At 41.7% G+C, this 24403-nt stretch carries 25 protein-coding genes and 2 tRNA genes; 11 read left to right on the top strand and 16 right to left on the bottom strand.

Going from position 1 to position 24403, the window contains the following annotated elements; all coding sequences use genetic code 11:
• The first annotated feature begins 97 nt into the window (after positions 1–97).
• Both FHG64_RS08820 and FHG64_RS08815 read left to right on the top strand, forming a co-directional pair.
• Positions 98–3304, top strand: coding sequence for a TonB-dependent receptor (locus FHG64_RS08820; RefSeq protein WP_139066051.1), 3207 nt, complete (start codon positions 98–100; stop codon positions 3302–3304).
• An 89-nt stretch (positions 3305–3393) separates the two neighbouring features.
• Positions 3394–3831, top strand: coding sequence for a hypothetical protein (locus FHG64_RS08815; protein WP_139066050.1), 438 nt, complete (start codon positions 3394–3396; stop codon positions 3829–3831).
• 30 nt (positions 3832–3861) lie between these two features.
• On the opposite strand, the gene FHG64_RS08810 is transcribed toward FHG64_RS08815, so the two are convergent.
• The 5 genes from FHG64_RS08810 to FHG64_RS08790 all read right to left on the bottom strand — a co-directional run bounded on the left by FHG64_RS08810 (position 3862) and on the right by FHG64_RS08790 (position 6764).
• Complete coding sequence (locus FHG64_RS08810; RefSeq protein WP_139066049.1) at positions 3862–4524, bottom strand: HD domain-containing protein; 663 nt, start codon at positions 4522–4524, stop codon at positions 3862–3864.
• A gap of 33 nt (positions 4525–4557) precedes the next feature.
• Positions 4558–5289, bottom strand: coding sequence for a lysophospholipid acyltransferase family protein (locus tag FHG64_RS08805; RefSeq protein ID WP_139066048.1), 732 nt, complete (start codon positions 5287–5289; stop codon positions 4558–4560).
• A 52-nt stretch (positions 5290–5341) separates the two neighbouring features.
• Positions 5342–5722 (bottom strand): hypothetical protein, encoded by a 381-nt coding sequence (locus tag FHG64_RS08800; RefSeq protein ID WP_139066047.1) that lies wholly within the window; start codon positions 5720–5722, stop codon positions 5342–5344.
• Between the two features lie 111 nt (positions 5723–5833).
• Positions 5834–6244, bottom strand: coding sequence for a BrxA/BrxB family bacilliredoxin (locus FHG64_RS08795; protein WP_139066046.1), 411 nt, complete (start codon positions 6242–6244; stop codon positions 5834–5836).
• Positions 6245–6368: 124 nt separating this feature from the next.
• Positions 6369–6764, bottom strand: coding sequence for a hypothetical protein (locus tag FHG64_RS08790; protein WP_139066045.1), 396 nt, complete (start codon positions 6762–6764; stop codon positions 6369–6371).
• Between the two features lie 167 nt (positions 6765–6931).
• Here FHG64_RS08790 and FHG64_RS08785 point away from each other — a divergent pair, with 167 nt between their 5' ends.
• Entirely contained in the window at positions 6932–7663 is a 732-nt protein-coding gene (locus FHG64_RS08785; protein WP_139066044.1) for a TerB family tellurite resistance protein, read from the top strand.
• A 2-nt stretch (positions 7664–7665) separates the two neighbouring features.
• On the opposite strand, the gene FHG64_RS19790 is transcribed toward FHG64_RS08785, so the two are convergent.
• Both FHG64_RS19790 and FHG64_RS08775 read right to left on the bottom strand, forming a co-directional pair.
• Positions 7666–8214: a TonB-dependent receptor domain-containing protein gene (locus FHG64_RS19790; RefSeq protein WP_139066043.1), complete on the bottom strand. Its 549-nt coding sequence runs from the start codon at positions 8212–8214 to the stop codon at positions 7666–7668.
• A 2-nt stretch (positions 8215–8216) separates the two neighbouring features.
• Positions 8217–9926, bottom strand: a complete 1710-nt coding sequence (locus tag FHG64_RS08775) for a TonB-dependent receptor (RefSeq protein WP_139066042.1) — start codon at positions 9924–9926, stop codon at positions 8217–8219.
• 99 nt (positions 9927–10025) lie between these two features.
• On the opposite strand from FHG64_RS08775, the gene FHG64_RS08770 reads away from it, so the two are divergent.
• Genes FHG64_RS08770 through FHG64_RS08760 form a run of 3 tightly spaced genes read left to right on the top strand, consistent with a single transcriptional unit; the run spans position 10026 to position 11968 of the window.
• A complete protein-coding gene (locus FHG64_RS08770) occupies positions 10026–10682 on the top strand; it encodes a metal-dependent transcriptional regulator (RefSeq protein WP_139066041.1) in 657 nt (218 codons plus the stop codon).
• A 3-nt stretch (positions 10683–10685) separates the two neighbouring features.
• Positions 10686–11507, top strand: coding sequence for a ZIP family metal transporter (locus tag FHG64_RS08765; protein WP_139066040.1), 822 nt, complete (start codon positions 10686–10688; stop codon positions 11505–11507).
• 50 nt (positions 11508–11557) lie between these two features.
• Positions 11558–11968, top strand: a complete 411-nt coding sequence (locus tag FHG64_RS08760; protein WP_139066039.1) for a hypothetical protein — start codon at positions 11558–11560, stop codon at positions 11966–11968.
• 83 nt (positions 11969–12051) lie between these two features.
• Here FHG64_RS08760 and FHG64_RS19180 read toward each other — a convergent pair whose 3' ends face one another.
• The 4 genes from FHG64_RS19180 to FHG64_RS08745 all read right to left on the bottom strand — a co-directional run bounded on the left by FHG64_RS19180 (position 12052) and on the right by FHG64_RS08745 (position 15291).
• Complete coding sequence (locus FHG64_RS19180; protein WP_168191341.1) at positions 12052–12201, bottom strand: hypothetical protein; 150 nt, start codon at positions 12199–12201, stop codon at positions 12052–12054.
• Between the two features lie 7 nt (positions 12202–12208).
• Positions 12209–14308 (bottom strand): ferrous iron transport protein B, encoded by a 2100-nt coding sequence (feoB, locus tag FHG64_RS08755; protein ID WP_139066038.1) that lies wholly within the window; start codon positions 14306–14308, stop codon positions 12209–12211.
• 1 nt (position 14309) lies between these two features.
• The gene (locus tag FHG64_RS08750; protein ID WP_139066037.1) at positions 14310–14540 is read right to left on the bottom strand and encodes a FeoA family protein; all 231 of its coding nucleotides are present in this window, start codon (positions 14538–14540) and stop codon (positions 14310–14312) included.
• A 76-nt stretch (positions 14541–14616) separates the two neighbouring features.
• On the bottom strand, positions 14617–15291 hold the full coding sequence (locus tag FHG64_RS08745; RefSeq protein WP_139066036.1) for an SCO family protein: 675 nt from the start codon (positions 15289–15291) through the stop codon (positions 14617–14619).
• 156 nt (positions 15292–15447) lie between these two features.
• Between FHG64_RS08745 and rseP the strand changes: the two genes are divergently transcribed.
• Positions 15448–16767, top strand: coding sequence for an RIP metalloprotease RseP (rseP, locus tag FHG64_RS08740; protein WP_139066035.1), 1320 nt, complete (start codon positions 15448–15450; stop codon positions 16765–16767).
• A gap of 300 nt (positions 16768–17067) precedes the next feature.
• Here the strand turns inward: rseP and FHG64_RS08735 are convergent, their stop codons facing one another.
• The 3 genes from FHG64_RS08735 to FHG64_RS08725 form a co-directional block, all read right to left on the bottom strand.
• Positions 17068–18243: an esterase gene (locus FHG64_RS08735; RefSeq protein ID WP_139066034.1), complete on the bottom strand. Its 1176-nt coding sequence runs from the start codon at positions 18241–18243 to the stop codon at positions 17068–17070.
• A 387-nt stretch (positions 18244–18630) separates the two neighbouring features.
• Positions 18631–18704: transfer RNA gene (locus FHG64_RS08730), tRNA-Asn, on the bottom strand.
• Between the two features lie 53 nt (positions 18705–18757).
• Positions 18758–18831: transfer RNA gene (locus tag FHG64_RS08725), tRNA-Asn, on the bottom strand.
• 449 nt (positions 18832–19280) lie between these two features.
• Between FHG64_RS08725 and FHG64_RS08720 the strand changes: the two genes are divergently transcribed.
• The 4 genes from FHG64_RS08720 (at position 19281) to pncA (ending at position 22423) form a co-directional block, all read left to right on the top strand.
• Positions 19281–19700: a hypothetical protein gene (locus FHG64_RS08720; protein ID WP_139066033.1), complete on the top strand. Its 420-nt coding sequence runs from the start codon at positions 19281–19283 to the stop codon at positions 19698–19700.
• A gap of 157 nt (positions 19701–19857) precedes the next feature.
• Positions 19858–20397: a macro domain-containing protein gene (locus FHG64_RS08715; RefSeq protein ID WP_139066032.1), complete on the top strand. Its 540-nt coding sequence runs from the start codon at positions 19858–19860 to the stop codon at positions 20395–20397.
• A 12-nt stretch (positions 20398–20409) separates the two neighbouring features.
• On the top strand, positions 20410–21840 hold the full coding sequence (locus FHG64_RS08710; RefSeq protein ID WP_139066031.1) for a nicotinate phosphoribosyltransferase: 1431 nt from the start codon (positions 20410–20412) through the stop codon (positions 21838–21840).
• Positions 21818–22423, top strand: coding sequence for a bifunctional nicotinamidase/pyrazinamidase (gene pncA, locus FHG64_RS08705; RefSeq protein WP_139066030.1), 606 nt, complete (start codon positions 21818–21820; stop codon positions 22421–22423). The genes FHG64_RS08710 and pncA overlap by 23 nt, the downstream gene beginning before the upstream one ends.
• Here the strand turns inward: pncA and FHG64_RS08700 are convergent.
• Together FHG64_RS08700 and FHG64_RS08695 are read right to left on the bottom strand one after the other, a co-directional pair.
• Entirely contained in the window at positions 22420–23136 is a 717-nt protein-coding gene (locus FHG64_RS08700) for an acetolactate decarboxylase (protein ID WP_139066029.1), read from the bottom strand. The genes pncA and FHG64_RS08700 overlap by 4 nt on opposite strands.
• Positions 23129–24367 carry a cysteine desulfurase-like protein gene (locus FHG64_RS08695; protein ID WP_139066028.1) on the bottom strand — a complete coding sequence of 413 codons (1239 nt, stop codon included), beginning with the start codon at positions 24365–24367 and terminating at the stop codon, positions 23129–23131. Before FHG64_RS08695 ends, FHG64_RS08700 begins: the two co-directional genes overlap by 8 nt.
• Between the last annotated feature and the right edge of the window lie 36 nt (positions 24368–24403).

Here is a 24403-nt window from a genome sequence, read left to right as displayed (position 1 = left end):
GGTGTTAAAAGACAAAATCTTAACATTACGTTAAAGTATAGTCTTTAGAAAATCGCTTCTTTTGCAGCGAATTATAAATCATAACTTAACAAGTACAATGAAAAGATTTACAGGTTTATTTGTCGTCTTATTTTTAATGATGGCTGCCTCAACATTTGCACAGGGGGTTACCACCTCAGCAATTAATGGACGGGTTTTAGATTCTAGCGGGGAAGGACTCCCTGGTGCCAACGTAGTTGCCGTGCATCAACCTTCTGGTACCCAGTATGGGGCAATGACAGATTTTGATGGTTTCTACCGTATATCAAATATGCGTGTAGGTGGACCATACCTGATCACAATATCCTATGTAGGTTTCGAAACCTTTACTGCAACAAATATTAATTTGCAATTAGGGGATTCAAGAACGATCAACTCTACCCTTTCTGAAGCGGCAGATGCTCTTTCAGAAGTGGTAATTACTGCTGAAAGAGGCGGGATTTTTGACTCCAGCAAAACAGGAGCAGAGACTAACGTAAGCCAGAGACAGGTAAATGCTTTACCGTCTATTTCAAGGAACATTGCAGATTTTGCCAGGTTAACACCACAGGCTCAGGTATCTGGAGATGATGTTATTTCTATTGCCGGTCAAAATAACAGATACAACGCACTTTATATTGATGGTGCCGTAAACAATGATGTATTTGGACTTGCAGCAAGTGGAACAAATGGTGGACAAACAGGAGTTAGCCCTATTTCCCTTGATGCGATTGAATCTTTCCAAATTAACGTAGCTCCATTTGACGTAAGACAATCTGGTTTTGCCGGAGGTAGTATAAACGCAATTACAAAATCTGGTACAAACCAATTTGAAGGATCTGTTTATGGTTTTTATCGTGACCAGAGCCTGGCAGGGAAAACCCCTGTTGGAGTTGCCGGTGCAGATGGGGAACGTGAGAGACTCGAAGACTTTACTGCAGTCACCACAGGTGTTCGTGTAGGTGGTCCAATTATTAAGGACAAATTATTCTTCTTTGTAAACTATGAAAGACAGGATAATGAAACTCCGCAGCCATTTGATATATCTAATTATCGCGGGGATGCCACTGCCGCAGATATGACTACTCTAACAAACTTCCTTACCAATGAATATGGTTACAATCCCGGAGGTTATGCCAATAACACATCTTCTTTGGTAAGTGATAAGCTTATTGGAAAAATTGACTGGAACATCAACGACAAGAATAAATTGTCATTTAAGCATTCCTATGTTAAAGCAGTACAATTAAACGCTCCAAGGTCGAACCAGGGTGCGATCAACTTCTTCAACAGTGCGATAAATTTTGAATCTGTTACAAATTCCAGCGCACTTGAATTAAGTTCTCAAATTGGTGACAATATGTCCAACAACCTTGTTGTGGGTTGGACTACAGTAAATGACAATAGAGATCCACAGGGAGAATGGTTCCCGGCTGTACAAATTTTTGATGCTGCAGGATCTTCAATTAACTTTGGATCTGAAGCATTCTCTACGGCAAACTTATTAGAGCAAAGTACCTTAACTATTACAGATAATTTCAATATTTATTCCGGTAGACATAACATCACCATTGGTACAAATAATGAATTCTCATCTTCAAGAAACGTTTTCTTCAGACAAAATTTCGGAGAATACCGTTACAGTAGTTTGAATGATTTCCTAACAGGAGAAAGAGCTAACAGATACCGTCACGGATACTCCTTAATTGGAGGTTTTGGGGATGACTCACAGGGAGCTGCAGAGTTCGATGTTTTCCAATTTGGGTTATATATTCAGGATAAGATAAACCTTACAGATAACTTTAAAGTAACTGTAGGTGCAAGAATTGATGTTCCGTTCTGGGATGATGGACTTGTAAATGATGATTTTAATAACAGGACTATCCCAATGCTTGAAGCTGCAGGGAAAGATCTTAGAGGTGCCCGTGTAGGGGAGGGAATAGATGCCAATGTTCATTTCTCACCTCGTTTAGGATTTAACTGGGATGTAAACGGTGATAGATCTACCCAGGTACGTGGTGGAACAGGAGTATTTACTTCAAGATTGCCGTTAGTATGGCCTGGAGGTGTTTATAACAACAACGGTTTAACGGCAGGTTTCATTCAAAGAACAGGAGATGGAGTTCCGGCGTTTAGTCCAGATCCAAGAAACCAGTTGCAAGATCCTCCACAGGGGTCTGGCCAGGTTGGTGGTGAAATTAACCTTTTTGCCAAAGACTTTAAACTTCCACAAGTTTGGAAAACTAATATCGCTGTAGATCAAAGATTACCTGGTGACTGGATCCTTTCTGCAGACTTTATCTATAATGATGATCTAAATGCTGTAGCATACGAAAACATCAATCTTGAAGGTCCACAATTCATGACTACAGGCGCAGGTTCAAGACCCAACTATGGTTATGCAAATATTGATAACACTTATGATGCAGTTTACATGGGTTACAATGTTAAGGAAGGGAACTCTTACAATGTTAGCGGTACTATAACAAAGAACTTCTATAGCCCATTTATTGATGTAACTGGACAGGTTTCCTATTCTTATGGAGACTCTAATGTATTCTTTGATGCTACGTCCTCACAAAACAGCTCACAATGGAGAAACCTTGAAACTGTGATGGGTTCTAACAGGCCTATGCTTTCAAGATCAGATTTTGCACCGGGTCACAGGATCATCTCAAATTCTACTATTGAATTTAAATGGAATGATAACTTACGTACACGTATAGGTTTATTTTATGAAGGAGCCCAGGGACAGCCATTTAGCTACGTATATAACGGTAGTGGATTGCTAAGTGATACAGGTTCATTCTCTGCACTCGCGTTTATTCCATCAACTCAGGCAGAAGCTAACCTTATTGATTCCAATTCAATGACAGCTTCTCAACAATGGACGGCTTTAAATGCTTACATTGAAGGTGATGAATATTTAAGCAGCCGTAGAGGACAATTTGCTGAGAGAAATGCAGATCGTACGAACTGGACTCACATCCTTGATCTAAAGTTTGCTCAGGAATTTAGATTACAAATCAAAGAAACCAATCACAGGTTTGAGTTTACTGCAGATATCTTTAACTTCACCAATTTCCTTAATAAAGAATGGGGACAAAGAACTTTCGCCAATTTTGGACAGGTTCAACTTGCCAGATTCGAAGGATTTGCTGCAGATGGAACTACACCACAGTTTACTTTTGACCCAAGATCTTTGGAAACCAGAAATATCATCGATGATTCAGGTTTACAATCTTCAAGATGGCAAATGCAGGTTGGTCTAAGATATTCTTTCTAGATAAAATTGAAAGTTATTAATGAATAGCCCCGGTCTCCCGGGGCTATTTTTTTATGAGAAAAAACTATCTTTGGTAAAACTTTAATATTATGTACGAAACCGTTCTCTTTATTCACTCTTACTGGGCTTACCTGGTACTTCTTTTGTTAATCGTAGCTTCCGTTAATGCCCTTGTTGGATTTTCTTCAGGTAAGGAATATGGTGCAACAAATTTCAGGATTGCCCTTTTTACACTTATCGTTACCCACATCCAGTTACTTATAGGCCTTGTGCTTTATTTTGTTTCTCCTTACTTCAGGATGTTTGGAGAGGCAGGAATGGGCGGTGTTATGGGAGACTCTGTACTGCGTCTTTATCTTGTGGAACACCCTTTAATGATGATCATTGCTGTGGTTCTTGTAACAATGGGGTACTCAAAACATAAAGCAAAACTCACTTCAAAGCCAAAATTCAAAATGCTGGCAATTTTCTATACGCTGGCGCTAATAGTAATGCTTTCCAGAATTCCCTGGAATGCCTGGTTTTAATATTTTAAAAGGTCCCGGAAACGGGATCTTTTATTTTTCACCATTCCACTCTGCATAGAACTGCGACAGGAAGTTTTCCATAAATACATGTCTTTCATCAGCCATTTTGCGGCCCGTAGGGGTATTCATCCTGTCTTTTAAGAGGAGCAACTTTTCATAAAAATGGTTGATTGTAGGTGCAGTTGAATTCTTATATTCTTCTTTACTCATTTGCAATTTTGGCGTGATGGCAGGATCATATAAAGCCCTGCCTTTAAAGCCCCCGTAATTGAAAGTTCTGGCTATTCCAATTGCCCCCAGCGCATCCAGCCTGTCAGCATCCTGGACTACATCCAGTTCGAGGGAATGGAAATCCTTTTCAATATTTCCTCCCTTGAAGGAGATATTCATAATTATCTTCTCAACATGTGAGATAACCTTTTCATCAACCTGCAATTGAGAAAGAAACTTCCTGGCAACAGCCGGCCCCACACTTTCATCCCCGTTGTGGAATTTATAATCGGCAATATCATGTAACAGGGCTCCAAGGGCTACGATAAGATGATTTGCCTTCTCTTCCTTATTGATGTGCAGTGCATTCTTATATACCCTTTCTATATGGAACCAGTCGTGACCACCTTCAGCATTTGCAAGGGTTTGTTTGACGAAATCAATGGTAGTCTCAATAATAGAAGCGGGATTGGTTTTATGCATAGTTTCTGAAAATTTTTCAGTAGAAATTAAATCTTAACGAATATCGGCAATGATGGTCCTCTCCACAAGGGCGATTAAACTGGTAGGATCATCTGAACTAACCGATATGGGCTCGTGAACCTTAAGTTTAACATGAACCCCAACTCCAAGAGGAAAATTCCCGTACCTAAACAGCTTCCAGGAATTATTCACGGTAATAGGCACCACAAGGGCCTCAGGAAGCTTTTTAAAGAGCACCTGCAGGCCGGTAACCGCAAACTTCTTGGGTTGGCCTGTCCTGCTGCGGGTTCCTTCTGGAAAGATCACCGCAGAGCGTTTTGTTTTTTTAAGATAATCTGCAAACCTGGAGATCTCTGTGATCGCTTCCCTTGGATTCTTCCTGTCTATTAATGCGCTGCCTCCATGCCTTAAATTAAAGGAAATTCCCGGGATGCCTCTTCCCAGCTCTTTCTTGCTAACAAATTTGGGATGGTGCTTCCTTAGGAACCATATGATTGGAGGGATATCATACATCCCCTGGTGGTTTGCCACAAAAATACAGGTCCTGTTAACCGGAATATCATGGGGATTATCTATACTAAACCTGGTGCCCATTATATTAAGGCTCCTCATAAGGAACAGGTTAAATATATCTACAGATTTTTTATGTGCCTGGTAACCGCCTAGTTTTAGAGCAAGCCACTGGATCACATGGAATATCAAAAGATTGGAAAAGAAAATGAAATAACATATAACCGACAGGGGGTAGGAAATGATTTTCTTCATGGCACAGGTTAACTACTGCAAAAATACATTTTTATGCCAATTTAAGAAGTGGTTATTCCAGCTGTACGCAGTTTCCATCTACGCAACCAAGTTTTGCCGGTTCCGGCGGGATGCTGCAGTCGCTCATAATACCTTCTTGTTTGTTATAGGTTGCTTCAGCCTTTGTATAGGCATCAACTTTGGTTTGAAGCTCATCCACATCTACATTGGAAGAGAAAATAAGATAACCCTGTGGGCCACCGCAGGCTTTGCTGCCATATGGGATAAACCGGCATTGTGAGTTCTCTGTACAACTGCCTTCCTCGATAAGGGCTTCAATTGCTACAAGTTGCTGGTCAAGTTGCTCGCGGGTTACTTCCTGTTTAATCTGCGCCATTTGTTCGCAGCTGGCAAAGACCCCGACAAAAAGGGAAAAGGAAAGAAAAATTTTCATGTGGAGAGGTTTAGGTTGTAGGAAAGGTACTAAATTTCTCTCATTTTGGGGTAAACAAAAGCCGGCTTTAGTGAGCCGGCTTTAAAATGTCATCTTGTGAAAATTTGCTGCTTAGCAAAATTCGTTATAAGCACCCACAAGGTTTTCTGCTATCAACTCTGCAGGGCGTCCTTCAATATGATGACGCTCGAGCATATGAACCAGTTCTCCATCTTTGAACAATGCCATTGAAGGAGAAGAAGGAGGGAAAGGCACCATAAAACCACGGGCCTTATCTGTGGCTTCTTTATCTACCCCTGCAAATACAGTTACTAAATTGTCTGGGGTTTTTGAATTTTGTAATGATATTCTTGCGCCGGGACGGGCATTTGCTGCAGCACAGCCACATACCGAATTTACTACTACCAGGGTAGTTCCTTTACGTTGCATGGCTTCCTCTACATCTGCTACCGTGTGTAGCTCTTCAAATCCTACTTTTGTAAGATCTTCCCGCATTGGTTTTACTAATTCTGCTGGATACATATATTGGATTTTTTATTAAATGATTATAAGTTACAAAGATAGGCATTTTAGTTAACCTTAAATATCTCCTGTTTCTATCCGGTCATAGTATTAACTTATGGTAGATCACGGTAAATGTGTTTTGTCACCCCTTTTTATTTTCTTTTTCAGAAGGTCTTAATTTCCTTGATTGAACTTCGAGATATTTTTCAAACTGGGGTTTGGTGAGTATATTTCTAAACTCGCTGGATTCCCGGGTTTGAAGTGCTGTTAATCTGGCTTTTTTTGCTTCTTCATTCATTTTTGAATTCATAATTTCTTCTTTTTTCATCTCAAACTCCAGGATCTTTTTTTCGATTAACCGTGCTTGTTTTGTGGTAAGGGATAATTCCATGTTCCATCTGGCAGTTGCCTCCTTTGCTATTTCCCGTAGCTCCTGTCCAGGTTCACCAGGGGTAAGGTCCTGGGAGGAAACAGTAAAACTTGCAAAAAATGCCAATAGCATTAAGATTCCAGATCTTATAACTTTTGTCCTGTCCATTTTAATTTGATTTTTCGTTCGTAGATTAGAAGATAAAACCATAATATCAAAAATAGGGTTAAAGCAGGGTTAAAATAAACCCGGGCAAGCCTTGAAGTATTGTATCTTCTTCCTGTCCTTAAACTTTCCCAAAATGTTATCTTTGCAGCTTATTAAGAAAAAATTACATGTTTAAATGGATACTGGCCATTATTGGCTTTATGTTTTTTAGGTACGCAGGTGCTGTCCTTGGATTTATCCTGGGGACTGTAATAGATAACTGGAGCCGTTCCTCTACAAGTTTCCAGGCAGGCTATGGCAGGGAAGGGCAAAAGGTTTCCCCGGGGGATTTTGAACTCAATCTTCTTTCGCTGGCATCCATCGTGATTAAAGCCGATGGTAAGGTTTCTCAAACGGAGCTGGATTACGTGAGGGCCTATTTTGTACAGGCTTATGGTAAGGAAAGAGCCAATGCTACTTTTCGCACCTTTAATGATGTTATAAAGAACAGGGAAATATCGGCTCAACGTATTGGCCTTTATCTGCAACAGCGTACCCGTTATGAAGTGCGCCTTCAAATTATCCATTTCCTCTTTAGTATCGCGAAGGCAGATGGGCAGGTATCCCAGGCAGAGCTGAATCAACTACGCGAAATATCGGGCTTCCTGAACTTAATGAAAAGGGATTTCGAAAGTATTAAGGCGATGTTCTTTAAGAGTGCAGATAATGCATATAAGATCCTGGAAATAGAGAAATCGGCCACAGATGCCGAGGTGAAGAAGGCATTCAGGACCATGGCCAAGAAATATCATCCAGATAAACTACAGCATATGGATGAGGCTTACCGCAAAGGAGCCGAGGAAAAGTTCAGAAAGGTCCAGGAGGCATATGAACACATCCAGAAGGAACGGGGTATATAATCCTAAAAAGTATATCTAAGGTTCAGCATTAGATTCCTGCCGGGGCTGGGAACATTAAAAGCTCGAAGGATGGACATATGATCAACATAGTTTTTGTTCAATGCATTTTGTAAGGTAAGCCCACCTTCTATAGTGGTACGACCTGTGAACCAGGTTTTGTTTATTCCTATATTAAGCAGTGAGTAACCCGGGGTTTCCTCTTCGTTGATGCCTGTCCTGTTTTGCCGGTTTATCATCCTTAATCTTGAATGTAAGTGGAGCGACCTGTCTTCAAGGGTATAATAATCCAGAGACAGGTTTAAATTATCTGGAGGAATAAAAGCCAGTGGTCTGCCGGCATTGTTATCTATTCCTCTCACCATTGTTCCATTAAGGCTCGTTTCCAAATTATTGTCCCTCAACCATGAATGTTTAATTTCAAATTCCAGTCCGCTGAAACGGGCTGTGGTTTGCCGGTATTCCCATAACTCCATCCCGCTCTCATGCTGCTGCCCTGCTGCCTCAAAAAATATGTAATTATCAATGATACTACTATAGGCTGAAATGTTCATTCTCAATTTTTTTTCTGAAGGGTATAGGAAAGATCTGCCTGCAGGCTCTGCTCCCTTTCAAATTGATCATTTCCTTTTTCAAATCTACTGGTGCCGGGATGTGGGCCGTTTGAGAAAAGTTCGGCAAGGTCTGGCGCCCGGAATCCGCCTGAAATATTTAATTTAAAAATGTGATTTTTATTAAGCATTTTTGTGGCCCCCAGGGAAGCGGTGGTTCCACTAAAGATCCTGGTTAACTCTTTGTCTCCCGGATTCCCCGGAAGGATGAATTCATTTTCCACCAGGTTTGGGGAACTCGCAATAGCAGTAACTTCTCTGTAATCATACCTTAAAGCTCCTTGCAGGAACCAGGAATTGAGATCCATTCCCGCTAAGTAGTAAAGCCCGGTTTCAATTAGATTGGCATCGGGAATGAGAATATCCTGTGCATTTGAAAGGTTATGGTTGGTGAGATAACTACCCTGTACTCCAAAGCTATGGGAGATTGTGCCTTGCGGAAATTTGATGCGGGCGTTGTAGAAAGTGTGACTCTGTTTTAGCCCGAGATCTGTTGCATCAAAAGAAGTCTCGATCTCCTCCCTTGTATTGCGATGATGTGATAAATGCAGGATTGTTTCAACATTGCTGTGAAATGTTTTTTGATTATATGATAACAGAAGGTCTTCCACTTTTTGAAATGGCAGTTGCATTTCCCTGGCCCACTCATGAGTTGCGAGAGATTCCCCGGGCAACATTTCCTCATCTGTGATAATGCCCAGTTGTTGATCGTTGTAACTGAATGACAGCTTATTTTTGAATCTTTGCCGGTTCATTCCCGCGTGGAGTCTAAGGGTCTTAACATTGAATCTGCTGTTTCCAATGATGCTGTTGTTCCCATCCCTATAATCGGCATGATTTTCATAGGCAATATCTGTAGCAAAAAATAGATCGTTCCTGAACTTTTTTCCTGCAGATGCATTGAACCTGTACCCATTGGAGACCGTATTTAATGTAGCGCCGGCACTACCGGTAATTGAATTGCTTTGAAGGTAAGATTCCGTGTCATTAACAAGAAGTACCCCGCCCAGCGCCCCTGAACCATACAGGACAGATGCCGGCCCCTTAATAATATCCACATTTTCTATTCCCAGGTCATTGACCCCTAAGCCGTGATCTGCCCCCCATTGATGGTTCTTGAGCTTGTTTCCCTGATAAATGGTCACTATACGGGTAAATCCCAGGCCGCGTATAAATGGTTTTACAATCCCCTGGCCCAGTTCTGCCCCGTATACTCCAGGTGCTTCTCTAAGCACTCCCATAAGCCCTCCCGGGGAGCCGGTATTCTTTAAACCCTTTAATTCGATACTTGAAATATTATAAGGGGTTTTATTATTTAATCCCGCACGCCTATCAATGATAAGGATTTCTCCCAACTCATCCCGGCTGGGAATCAATTCAAAATTAATTATAAGCAGGCTATCAGGCTGTACCAGTACTTCCCGAACCTCTTTTAAGTATCCCACAGAGCTGGCAGTAAGAATGTACTTTCCGGGCCTGATATTTTCTATAGAATAGCTGCCATCCTCCCGGGTCATGACACCATTTTTGCCGTCAAGGAGGATATGCACCAGGTCCAGGGGTTCCCCGGCCGTGGTCACTATGCCTTTTATCCCACTGTTTTGTGCTGTGGCAGAGAGGAAAAAAGAAAAAAAGATGACCGTGAGAGTTTTCATTACATATATTTTCACAAAAGTATAATATATTTTTAGACTTATCTAAAAATTGTATTTGATGTTTTTAAATTTTGTATTTTTGAATTCCAAAAATGTTGTATGTATACTTTTTCTGAAGAAAACTATCTGAAAGCCATTTTTCATCTTGAACGTATGTATCCTGCCGGGGTAAGCACCAATGCCCTGGCTGAACAAATGGATACCAAGGCTTCCTCGGTAACAGATATGATCAAAAAACTATCTGATAAGGATCTTGTTAATTACCGGAAATACCAGGGGGTGAAATTAAGCAAGGCCGGGAAGCACACGGCGGTTACTGTAATAAGAAAACACAGGCTGTGGGAGGTTTTTCTGGTAGAAAAGCTTGGCTTCAACTGGGATGAAGTTCATGATGTGGCAGAGCAGCTGGAGCATATTCAAAGCGAAAAATTAATTAAAGAACTGGATAGGTTCCTGGAATTTCCAAAACGTGATCCTCACGGGGATCCTATACCAGATGCCGAAGGCAATTTCACTGTCTTCAATAAAGTCCTGCTGGCAGATCTTGATAAGGGCGAAGCGGGAATATGTGTGGGAGTTAAAGATTCTTCTCCTGCATTTTTGCAGTTCCTCGATAAACACAGGATTGCCCTGGGAAAGGAAATAAAGGTGCTGGAAAAGGAAGATTTTGACCAGTCCATGAAAATTAAACTTGAAAAAGAGGAATTGAGGATATCCCATCAAATTTCAGGGAATTTATTTATAAAAACTGCTTAGTGTATGGATAATATAATTAATTACTTTGAAAGTATTGACCCAATCCTGGCTGCCTTTCTTGCCACTTTATTTACCTGGGGGCTTACGGCCCTGGGTGCTTCCCTGGTGTTCTTTTTTAATAATATGAACCGGGCTTTCTTTGATGGGATGCTGGGTTTTACCGGCGGGGTGATGGTTGCTGCGAGTTTTTGGAGCCTGCTGGCACCCGGGATAGAAATGAGTCCCGGCGAAGGCTTTGTTAAGGTCATTCCTGCCGTGGTAGGTTTTGCAACCGGGGCTTTGTTCCTGTTTGGCCTGGATAAGATCCTGCCTCACCTTCATGTCAATTTTAAAATGAGCGAAAAGGAAGGAATTAAAACACCCTGGCATAAATCTACCCTGCTCACTCTGGCAATAACCCTGCATAATATTCCTGAAGGACTTGCGGTGGGAGTTTTGTTTGGTGCAGCTGCTGCAGGTTTTGACGGGGCTACCATTGGTGGTGCAGTTGCCCTGGCATTAGGTATTGGTCTACAAAATTTCCCGGAGGGCCTGGCAGTTTCCATGCCTTTAAGAAGGCAGGGTCTTTCCACCTGGAGGAGCTTTAACTTTGGGCAACTCTCTGCCGCAGTAGAGCCTGTTGCTGCAGTTCTTGGGGCCTGGGCCGTATTGACTTTTGAACCCATACTTCCGTATGCATTATCTTTTGCAGCAGGGGCTATGATCTTCGTGGTAGTGGAGGAGGTGATCCCAGAATCACAACAAGATCGATTTACAGATATTGCAACGATGGGATTCATTGGCGGTTTCATCATAATGATGACCCTGGACGTTGGTTTGGGCTAATATTTGCAACAGGAACAAATTTAGATCGTCTTTAAAGAAAGTTCCTGTTTATGAAAACTATCCTTTTTTTATTATTAATTATAATAACCCCGGTAATGTGGGCCCAGGAGAGTCAGCTGCCAGATGCTGTTGTCTATAGTTCCCTGTTGCAACCGGGCGAGTTGCTCAGCATAGGCAATAGATCTATTAAATTCAGGGAAGTTGTGATGGATTCCCGTTGTCCAAAAGAGGTGATGTGCGTATGGGCAGGAGAAGCAAAAGTGCTGGTGGAACTTTTCGAAAATAATATTCTTATCGGGGAAAGGATATTGACCGTGAATACCGGAAATATTCCGCTTGACTTTTCTGCAGGGGGCGTGAGTTATAATTTAAACAGGATCCTTTTGTCGCCTTACCCCAGTACTAAAGTGGAGGAACCAAATTACGAGCTGGAGATCAGTATTACGGAAAGAATTTTATAATTTATCCTTGATAACGGCCTATGTTTCAGCAGGAATTTATAATTGTTGGTGGTATAAAAGCTGAAGCACCTTCAGCAAAAACATCAATCACAGCCGCAGCCAGATACCCCGCAGGCTTTAGTCTTTTCTTTTCTGGTCTTTAAAAAAGCCGGTTTCCAAATAAACCTGCTTACCATATAACCAACTGCAATTGCGAAGGTGATAAAAACCAGTATTTCCTGTATATTTTCCATTCTTATTTTATTTTAATAATTGGAAGGCAATTAGTGCAACCACGTAGGCGAACCCACTCATAATTACCAGCTGCAGCACCGGCCACTTCCAGGTATTTGTTTCCCTTTGTACAATTGCCAGGGTGCTCATACATTGCATGGCAAAGGCGTAAAAGAGCAGCAGACTTATCCCGCTGGCAAAGGTGAATAACGGCCCGCCCAGAACCGGGTTTGTCTCGGCTGCCATTCTGTTCTTGATCGTTTCTTCCTCATCACTTCCCACGCTGTAAATGGTGGCAAGAGTTCCCACAAAAACCTCCCGTGCTGCAAAGGAACTTACAATAGCTATACCAATTTTCCAGTCGTATCCCAGCGGGGTAACAGCGGGTTCTATAGCCCTGCCAATGATCCCGATATAGGAATGTTTCAATTTATAGGAGGCGATCTCTTCCTCAAGGTCCCCTGCTTCAATATTCTGGTCCTGATATTCTGTGGTTACGATCTCCTCTGCGCGGTCAAAATTCTCTCCCGGGCCATAGCTTGCAAGAACCCACAGGATAATAGAGATTGCCAGGATGATCTTTCCTGCACCCACCACAAAGGATTTTGTCTTCTCTACCACATTGATTCCGACATTGCGAAACATAGGTAGTTTATAATTGGGCATTTCGATCACAAAATAGGTGCGGGAACGAATCTTGAGGATCTTATTAAGGATCCATGCACTTCCAATGGCGGTACCAAAACCTATAAGATATAACAACATAAGAGTGAGCCCCTGCAGGTTAAGTCCAAAATAACTGCGATCTGGTATCACCAGCGCAATGATAATGAGGTACACGGGTAGCCGTGCTGCACAGGTGGTAAAGGGTACCACAAGAATTGTGATAAGACGTTCTTTCCAGTTCTCGATATTCCGCGTTGCCATCACTGCGGGAATTGCACAGGCAGTTCCAGATACCAGTGGCACCACACTTTTCCCGCTTAGGCCAAACCGGCGCATTACCCTATCCATTAAAAACACCACCCTGCTCATATATCCACTTTCCTCCAGTATGGAAATGAAAAGGAATAAAAAGGCGATTTGTGGAATGAAAATAACAATTCCTCCAAGGCCGGGGATGATCCCCTCGGCTATCAGGCTCGTGAAAGGACCTGCCGGCATTACAGATTTTGTCCATTCACTTAGGGCTGCAAAGGTTTCATCAATAAAATCCATAGGATAGCTTGACCAGTCATAGATCGCCTGGAATATGAGCAGCATGATAAGGAAGAAGATCACATACCCCCAAACTTTATGAGTAAGGACACGGTCCAATCTTGTTCTTAGATCGCTAGCACTGGCAAGGTCAATACTCATTGCCGACTTCAATACCCCATTTATGAACTGGTACCTTAATATAGTTTCCTTTTGCTGAAGGCGCTTTAGATCGGCTGTGCTTTTTGTGGAAAATTCAGCTCCTTCAGTAATGCTGTTTCGGTTGATATTTCCAAAATTGACATCCTGGGTGATCACCAGCCATAATTTGTATAGTGACTGATTGGGAAAAGCCTTCCGCAGCCTGTCAAAATATTCAGGATCCATTACCGAAGCATTGAGGCAGGGCTCTGTAGGAAGTTTTTTATAATTAAGTATAAGCTGCTTTAGCTCCTCGATACCGGTATTTTTTCTTGCACTTACCAGGGCAATTTTTGTATTCAATTGTTCCTCCAGGAGAGGGATATCAAGGCTTATACCTTTACGCTTCATCCTGTCGGCCATATTGATCACCAGGATCGTGGGGATCTCAAGGTCTTTTATTTGGGTGAAAAGAAGAAGATTGCGCTTAAGGTTCTCAATATCGCTTATAACAACTGCCACATCGGGAAAATCCTTGTCGTTCTTATTCAGCAGTAACTCTATTACAACGTTCTCATCAAGTGAGGAAGCATTCAGGCTGTAGGTTCCCGGTAGGTCCAGGATATGCGCCTTTAACCCACGCGGTAATTTGCAAACCCCTTCCTTCTTCTCGACGGTAATACCCGGGTAGTTACCCACCTGTTGGTTAAGACCGGTGAGCTGGTTAAATACAGAGGTCTTACCTGTATTAGGATTTCCAATTAATGCAACATTAATTTGTTTTCCCATTTTAAGGAATTAAATCTATTTCGATTTGAAGTGCTGTTTCTTTTCTAATCGCAAGGTGGCTCCCGTTGATATTTAGGTATAATGGGTCACGAAAAGGTGCCATTTGCACCAGCTCCACCTCATTCCCGGGAAGACAACCCATTTCCAGCAGCTTAAGAGGCACTGTGTCTACAGAGAATTCTTTAATGATCCCTTTTTGCCCGCGCTTAAGATTAGCAACAGTCAGCTTCATTTTTATTTAGATTGATTTTAAACAAGGCAAAAGTAGCTTAAAAAACTGTGACAGAAAAACCAGGAAGCTAAAAGTATTAGTTTTGATATTCAGCTTTTAAGATCCTTAGATCATCCAGGAGTTTGTCTATGGCTTTAGGATCTGTGCCATCATAGAATCCTCTTATTCGCCGGGATTTATCTATCAGGACAAAATTCTCTGTATGTATCATATCGTAGGGCCCGCCATCCCCGTCTGTCTTTGAAGCGAGGTATGACTTCCTGGCAAGATCATAGATTTGTTTTTTGTCTCCGGTTACCAGGTTCCATTTGGAATTATCTATCCCCTTTTCCAGAGCATAGGCTTTAAGGACCGGCACACTATCGTGTTGAGGGATCACAGTATGAGAAAGCAGGAGCACTTCAGGATCTTGCTTTATCTTTTCCTGGATCTCCAGCATATGGTCTGTCATAATTGGACAAATGTCAAGGCAGGTTGTAAAGAAAAAATCGGCTATATAGATCTTATTCTGATAGAAATCCTGTGTGATCGTATCCCCATTTTGATTTAAAAGCTGGAAGTCGGCTATTTTATGGTATTTCCGTACCCATTGTACGGTGGTATCCACCAGTTCTGTATTCACCATATCGGGCTGGTAGACCGGTAATTTTTCCTGGGGTTTCAGGATGCTGTATATGCTCACGATAATAATAACGGACATTATGAATAGTACGATCGCGAAGAATTTATATTTGGCAAAGAACTGCAGCATGAGAGAATAAATTTCTGCAAAATTACCACCTGGAGATCAATTAATGGCATAACAGGTATTAAATTTCAGAATGCTAAATCACTAGCTTCTATTTATGCTTTTTTAGGAGTTTATAAAAGGTTACTTTTGTGCGATTAAAATTTGTGACTGCACTATATGGATCCATTTATAATAAAAGCAATACAATTACTTCTTAGTTTATCATTACTTATTGTTTTACACGAGCTGGGGCACTTTATCCCTGCAAAATTATTCAAGACCCGGGTTGAGAAATTCTATTTGTTCTTTGATGTAAAATTTGCCCTTTTCAAGAAGAAAATTGGGGGGACAGAATATGGTATTGGCTGGCTACCCCTGGGGGGTTACGTGAAGATATCAGGGATGATAGACGAGAGCATGGATAAGGAGCAAATGGCCCAGCCGCCAAAGCCCTGGGAGTTTAGGAGTAAACCGGCATGGCAAAGGCTTATCATTATGCTTGGAGGGGTGACCGTGAACCTTGTTCTTGGTTTCCTCATCTATATGATGGTGCTGTTTGTATGGGGTAGCGGCTATGTAAGTGCCGATGATATGCCCCGCGGATTTGCAGTGGCTGAAAATTTCAAGGAGTTTGGATTCGAGGATGGGGACAGGGTACTGGCCATTAATGGGGAGGAACTTGAGAATTCCATTGATGTGAACAGGTATTTGTTCCTAAGGGATGTGAAGAATATTACTGTGCTTCGCCAGAGCGGGGAACAGGAGGTGATCTCCTTACCAGATGATATTGGCTCCTATATGTTCCAGGAAGGGATCATGCAACCGTTTATTCCAATCCAATCGCCGGTGCTGGACTCTGTTGTGGCAGAAACCGCTGCTGAAAGGGCCGGACTGCAAAAAGGTGATAGCCTAATCTCGCTTAATAATGTGGAAATAGGTTACTGGCACGAGCTTGCGCCCATTACTACTGAAGCAAAGAACAAGGAAATTGAAGTGGTGTTTAGCCGCGAGGGAGAGATAATGAGCACCAAAGTAACTCCCGACGATGATGGGAAACTTGGGGTATATCCATCTGGCCGGGGATTCCAGGTACAGAAAAGGGAATATAGTATCGGTGAGAGTATCTCTGAAGGTTTTGATTATGGCTACTGGACCCTACACGATTATGTAGCCCAGTTCAAATATGTCTTCACCGCAAAAGGAGCTACCCAGGTTGGCGGATTTGGAGCCATAGGTGGCCTGTTTCCCGATGCGTGGAACTGGCAGGGCTTCTGGCTGGCAACCGCGCTTATTTCCATCATTCTTGCGTTTATGAACATACTTCCTATTCCTGCACTGGACGGGGGGCATGTGGTGTTCCTTATGTATGAGATCGTAACCGGAAGAAAACCTAATGAGAAATTCATGGAGTATGCACAGCTGGTAGGTTTCTTCATACTAATCGCCCTGGTACTATTTGCCAATGGGAATGATATTTACCGCTGGTTGTTTGAGTAAATAATTCTAAAACAGTTATATAAAAGGACGTCAGATTTTATATCTGGCGTTTTTTGTGTAAAGTATAGTGATTCTTTAAATAAATAGTCTAGGTTCCTCGCAGTAGATAATTATTTAACCACGGAGGTAAATAGAGTTGCAAAATGAGTTTCACGAAATTAATTCGTCACCTGGCATTTTAGAAAAAGTGTTATCAAACAACCTCTTCAACTCATTTGACAGTAACTCTTTTTTATAAGTACTGACTTTCCACTTTCCTCTTTCCACTTTCCTCTTTCCTCTGCCCTTTACTCTCAAAGCCTACTCTTGAAATAGCTGTGGCGTAAATTCCACCAGGTAATCCCGCCAGTTAGACCAGGTGTGGCCACCTTCGGTTTCAACATATTCATAGTCCATTTCAATCTTATCCAGGGTTTTTCGAAAATCCTCCACGCTTTTGTAGAGAAAATCGGTTTTCCCTATGGCGATCCAGTAGAGTTCGATCCCGTTCTCTTTTTGCTTTTTAAGAGTTTCCTCTATATTTTCATAAACGGGAGAATTGGTTTTTTCGAATGGATTAATGCCAGGGGAGAAGAGGCCTACATAGTCAAACATATTTGGATAGAACCTGGAAATGTGCAGGGAGTGGAATCCTCCCATGGATAGGCCTGCGATGGCCCTGTTCTCTTTATCGGCTTTTACCCTGTAATTGCTTTCTATGAAATTTATGACATCTGGAAATGAGCTTTCCATACTTCCTTCCATGGTATTTGGCAGTTGAAAATTGGGCTTATAAAATCCTTTTGAGGATTCGCCGGGTGCAGCCTCCTGAGAATAATTTCCATTGGGCATCACCACAATCATAGGTTTGGCTTTCCCCTGTGCGATCAAATTATCAAGGATCTGGGATGTGCGTCCAAGGGCCATCCAGGCTTCCTCATCCCCTCCCATCCCGTGAAGCAGGTATAGGACGGGATAGTTCTCAGAACTATCTTCATATCCGGGGGGAGTGTAAATTGTTATTCTTCTACCGGGATTATCCTTGTTTGATGGAGATTTGTACCATCTCCTCGAGACCGTACCGTGCGGTACGTTGGTCACCATATAATTATCGGCCTTTCCGTTACCTACCATTAAGATATTACTAACTGTGGCCACATCCCTTATTTGATGAACATTATTAGGATCTGTAATTCTCAACCCGTCTACAATAAATGAATAGCTGTAAAGGTTTGAGGGAAGTGGTTCTGTGGTATAGGTCCATATATTATCTTCATTTTTGCTCATTTCCACAGGGATGGTGTTCCCGTTTTCCTGGGGAAGCCATTCTCCACTTATTTTCACCTCCCCGGCACTAGGAGCGTGAAGCCTGAAACTTACAGAATTGTCCTCGTGTACCTCTGGAGAGACAATGTCCCCGGCTCCTTGAAGTGCCTGTTGGGAAAATCCGGAGGTGGTGAAGAGTATTAAAAGAGTTAGAAATAGAAAATTTTTCATTTGATGAAGATTTTGATCAGAATCCTAAAGTTCTGAAAAAAGATTATATGAATCTTGTTTTTAATTGGTTAAAGAAAAAATTTATGTGTCAATTTTGATTAAAGACTGGTAACATTTGTAATTCATAGATAAGCTAAGAAAAGCCTCCTTCCCTTTTTTTTTAGGGAAGGTGGATTAATCGGCGAAGAATTTATATCGCTAAGAAACTTTTCTTACCGATTAAGACGGAAGGGTTCTTAGCAGGGAAAAGTGGATTAATTAGTTCCAGGTGATTTGCGTGAGATAGAATATTATTTGATGAGTCTAATTTTTTATTTAGCTTTTCCATTTTAAAATTCCGCAATTTTTAAAAAACAAGAAAGCCTGACATCTCTGCCAGGCTTTTTGCTCCCCCTCTTGGGCTCGAACCAAGGACCCTCTGATTAACAGTCAGATGCTCTAACCAGCTGAGCTAAGGAGGAAAATAATCTTTTCCGTATGTACGTAATCCAGCTTTTTTAAAGCTTTTTGTTTGCTCCCCCTCTTGGGCTCGAACCAAGGACCCTCTGATTAACAGTCAGATGCTCTAACCAACTGAGCTAAGGAGGAGTGTTGCAATCATTTTTGCGGTTGCAAATATAATGTAATTTTTATTCTTCGCTAAATATTCTAATAAAAAATAGAAAAGAATTATTAGGTATTTATAAGCTCCTCTAACAGTCGAATTTGGTTAGCTGAATTCCGGAAAAAAAATAAATTTTTTTTCACCCCCCCCCTGTAAGGTTTAAGCATCTTCTATGACTATATGTTTGTACAATGCACTTGTACAGTACTTCCATATGGTTAGACATGCGTTACATAGATTCTTTGGGGGAATTTAGTAATATTATAAATGGACGGTTGGGGCCGTCCATTTTTTTTGTATTTAATTTCTTGCCTTTTTTATGCGTAAAACTTTTATAATCAAATAGTTGGAAATAAAAATAGGGGATTTTCCCCTATGGAGAAGGGAAAGTATGTAGTAAATTTAGAGATATAGTTCTTTAAATATTACGGCCATGAAAACTCTTTCTGCAACTCCCTGTCTTCTCTTGATTTGTGCAACCCTCCTTTTCGCCTGCAGTGACGATCACGAAGCACTTTACGACGAACAATTTCTCACAGCCAATATCAATGCTGAAAAATATACTGTTAATTCTACTTCGGGAAAAGTACACTGCGAAAAGATCCTGGCAAACTATGGGGCGATTGATCTGCTTGTTAAGGTAGAATCCCACAGCGGAAAGAATATTGAGTTTCGCATCCTGAATTACAAGGGAAAGGGTCTTTACTCCTTTGGGGACAATCCTATGAACAAAAGCTGGATCTCTTATTCTGAAGCTTCTCCACCGGGTAATTGGACTGCTCCTTACCGTGTTCCGGGGCTGGGGATATCACCAATCGTTTGGAAATTACAGATGATGATGGCACAATTATAAAGGGTAATTTTGAATTTTCTGGCTATGAGAATTCACAATTTTCCTGGAGATCTGTCTCCCAGGGAAATTTTAACCTCAGGGTACGACCTATGAGGTAAGGTTCAGTGTAAACATCAAATTAAGCGGCTATTTTTGTATCTTTTCTTTAAAAATCCAGATGAAAATAGCGTATGGAAAGGTAGAAATTGAAGTTATTCGCGGGAATATTGCCTCCCAACCAGATGTAGATGCCGTGGTAAATGCCGCGAATGCACAACTTGCTCCCGGAGGGGGAGTGGCAGGTGCCTTACACGCAGCAGCCGGGCCGGGATTATATGAAGAGTGTAATCCACTGGCCCCAATTTTACCCGGGGAAGCTGTTATAACCTCTGCCCACAACCTTCCCAATAAAAAGATCATTCATTGCTTAGGCCCTGTATATGGAAAGGACAAACCTGAAGATAGCCTTCTGTCAAATTGCTATGCCAATGCACTTAGGCTTGCAAATGAAAATGAACTCAGCAGTATTGCATTTCCTGCAATCTCAACAGGTGCCTTTGGTTATCCCTTTAAAGAAGCTACAAATGTTGCCTTTAAAACTATTTTAAAGGAACTTCCTGCACTTAAACATTTGCAAAGGATTAAATTTGTTATGTACAGTGAAGGCGACTATAACCATTATCTTCAAAAACTAAAGCAGCTAGAGGAGGAGAACTAAACCACCAACCGAATGATCAATTTTTCAGCGACTTATACAGACCAGTACCAGCTGGCGATGGCAGAGGTCTATTTTAATAATGGCCACAAAGACCACATTGCGGTCTTTGATTACTATTACAGGAAAAACCCTTTCCAGGGTGGTTATGCTGTTTTTGCCGGCCTCGAAGACCTGCTACGCATTCTTCAGGATCTCAAATTCACCAAAAAAGACCTGGAATATCTAAGAAAAGGCGGATTTTCAGATAAATTTCTATCATATCTAAAGAACTTCAGGTTCACAGGTACTATCTATGCGAGCCATGAAGGTGATATTGTATTTCCAAACAGGCCCATATTACAGGTGGAAGCAAATATCATAGAGGCACAAATCATTGAGACCATGTTGCTTAACCTTCTCAACTTTCAAACCCTTGTTGCCACAAAGGCCAGCAGGATAAGACTGGTAGCCGGGAATAGGCATTTAATGGAGTTTGGGATGAGAAGGGCGCAGGGTGCAGGTAGTTATCACGCCAGCCGGGCTGCAATAATTGGAGGTTTTAACGGGACCAGTAATGTTATTGCGTCAGAGGATTTTAATATTCCTGTGTCTGGTACCATGGCTCATTCTTTTATCCAAAGTTTTGATGATGAGCTGGAAGCCTTCCGTAGTTTTGCAAAGGGAAGGCCAAATAATTGTGTGTTGCTTGTAGATACTTATAACACCCTCTCCAGTGGTCTTCCAAATAGCATTACGGTTGCAAAGGAGATGGAGCAAAGAGGACAAAAGCTCGCAGGCATAAGGTTGGATAGTGGCGATCTCGCCTATCTGGCCAGGGAAAGCCGTAAAATGCTGGATAATGCCGGGCTTGATTATGTAAAGATCATTGCATCCAATCAATTGGATGAATATGTAGTTAAAAGTTTACTGGAACAAAAAGCACCCATTGATATTTTTGGGATAGGTACCAGCCTGGTGACAGGCCAGCCAGATGCGGCACTGGACGGGGTTTACAAGTTAAGCATGTCCAATGGGAAACCCAGGTTGAAAATATCTGAGACCCTTGCTAAGATCACCATTCCCCATATAAAGCAGGTTTATCGCATTAGGGATAAAAATGGCGAACTTATAGGGGCCGATGCGATCACGCTGCGGGAGGAAACCGAACTTGAAAAGATCTATGACCCCGTAGGCCCTTTAAAATCGCTTCCGGTTAAGGAATTTTATATGGAACCCCTTCTGCATAAGGTAATGGAGAATGGCCACATTCAAATTGAATCAAGAAGCGTTTGGGATATAGCTGAATATGCTGCGGAAAGACTGGAATCCCTCCCACCGGAATATAAACGTTTTGACAATCCGCACATCTATAAAATAGGGATTAGCCGAAGGCTGAAAGAGGAAAGAGAAAACCTGATAAAGAAATATAAAAAAATGGACCATGAAGACGTTGATCATAATTGATGTTCAAAATGATTTCATTCCCGGGGGAGCTCTCGCAGTACCGGGAGGAGATGAGATAGTGGAGGTAATTAACAGGCTTCAGGAAAAATTTGAGCTCATTATCGCCACCCAGGACTGGCACCCACAGGGCCATTCCAGTTTTGCTGAAAGTCATCCCGGCAAGAAAGAATTTGAAAAAATTCAATGGAAAGGGCAGGAGCAGGTGTTATGGCCGGTACATTGTGTGCAGGAAACCATAGGAGCAAATTTCCATCCCAACCTGGAAATGTCCCGTGTCGAAGCCATTTTTAGAAAGGGAACAAACCCCGATATTGATAGCTACAGCGGCTTTTATGATAATGCCCACCTCAAATCAACAGGACTGGGCGGTTATCTTAAGGAAAAAGGAAGTACTGAAATCTATTTTTGCGGACTCGCGGCAGAGTATTGTGTTTATTTCTCAATCCTGGATGCTTTGCAGGAGGGTTTTGAGACTATTCTCATTGAAGATGCCACCCGTGCACTGGATGAGGAGGATTTCGAAAATGCCAAAAAGAATATTCTTGCAAAGGGTGGGAAGATTGTAATGTCTAAAGATCTTTAGGGAGCCCCGGGAAGCAGGAGGGTCATTTTTTTAGGTGACAGCTCGTCGATATGTCCTGCAAGGCTTTCATCTTCATTTTTAAAATGCATATGTACATTGGAAGAGTGATGCGTGAAGATCCTGTGATGGGAGCGGGAATAGAAACCAACTACCGCTACTTGTTCTTCACTCAAGGTTCCCTGTAATCCCGATTCTCTATGTTTTTGGGGTGTATGAATGCTGTCCCCTTCTTTCCAGTCTATAACATGCCATTCGAGGGAGCTAACCTCCCCCTCCAGGAGGAAGGGAAATGGTTCCTCCATATCCTGCTCATTTTCTCCTGCAGCCCGGGCTATAAAATTTTCCAGGGACTGGGCCGTAGTAACTGTATCTGGAATATTTACTCTTTTCCATGAAGGTACCTGTGCAAAGACAAATAAAGCCGATTTATAATCATAAGAAGTATCAATTTTCACACTGTCATTTTGGACGATGGAATTCATTGCCTTGCTGTTGAATATTTGTATTTCTCCTTTTAGATCTTCCATAGCTCCAAGGGCATAAAGGTTTTCTACGGCTTCAAACTCTGTTAGAGTCGCAGTTGCTGTAAGGTCACCTTCCATCATCATATTTTTCATAGCACCATAATACTGTACCTCATATTTATGAGGCGTGGATTCCTCCTCACAGGAAATAAGGCTAAGGGCTGCTACCAGCAAAAAGGACTTATGCATTGGAGAATATTCTTTTGAATACTTCAATTAATTTCTTCACTTCCTCTATGGTATTATAATGTACCAGGCTCACTCTCACAACCCCTTCATACTGCAAAAGATCAAAGTCGGCAACCAGTTTTTTAGCATAAAAATCCCCAAATCGAATTCCTATGTTATAAGGGTCTGTTCTTTCCACGATCTCCCTGCTGGAAAAATCTTTATGGATGAATGAGATGGTGGGAACCCTTTTTTTAGAATCGGCAGTGGGCTCGCCAATTATTTTCACATCCGGTACAGAGGCGAGGTACTCCAGTAACGGGGCAGCAAGTTGCTCTTCATAAGAGGCAATAAGTTCAAAGCTCCCGGCCTGCTTTTTTCTTTCGTCAACATCACTCTCATCATCGGGGTAATGGTAATCATGGAATTTTGTAAAATATTCAGTTACTCCTTTAAGGGAGTAGGTAAGCTCAAAATTATAATTCCCCGGCTGGAATTTATAGGGGACATCATCAGGTTTAAAAAAATAATGATTAATGCCCTTCATTTTGGTAAACAGGTCAATTTTTCCGTACATCACCGCAAGGTGGGGACCATATAATTTGTACCAGCTAAAGATGTAAAAATCCACCCCCAGCTCCTGTACATCCACTTTTCTATGTGGGGCATACGCCACCCCGTCAACGCAAATAAGGGCCCCGGCATTATGGACCACTCCTGTTATTTTTTTAATAGGATTAATACTGCCAAGAATATTGGAACAATGAGTTACAGCAACCAGGCGGGTCCTGGAGGATAATAAATTCTCAAGCTCCTCTATTTTAAGTTCAAAATCATCTTGATTTGCTTTCCATATCTTTATTTTGATTCCCTGCTGTTCCAGGTCTGTCCAGCAGGAAACATTTGCTTCATGGTCTGTATTGGTTACAATAACTTCATCTCCCTCCTGCCATTCAGCACTTAGTGACAAGCTAAGTATACGCAGTAACATAGAAGTGGAAGGTCCCATTACCACTTCCTTATGGCCGGGGGAATTTATAAAGCCTGCCACCTGTTTTGTAGCCTGCTCAAGTTTTTCCCCTGCAGTTGCAGAGACCTTATAAGAAGCCCCCAGCTGTACATTATAATTTTTATAATATTCATTTATGTAATCTATACTGCTGCCAAGAATTTGGGATCCTCCCGCGTTGTCCATAAATATAAAATCCCTTTCCAGTGCAGGAAACTTTTTTCTTACAAAGCTTACATCCATATAAAATTTTCTTTATTTCTTTTAAAGTGTTGCTAC

Source organism: Antarcticibacterium flavum, assembly GCF_006159205.1.
Taxonomy (GTDB): Bacteria; Bacteroidota; Bacteroidia; order Flavobacteriales; family Flavobacteriaceae; genus Gillisia; species Gillisia flava.
The sequence above is the reverse complement of the archived record's forward strand: the minus strand, read 5'-3'. Positions and strand labels throughout refer to the sequence as shown.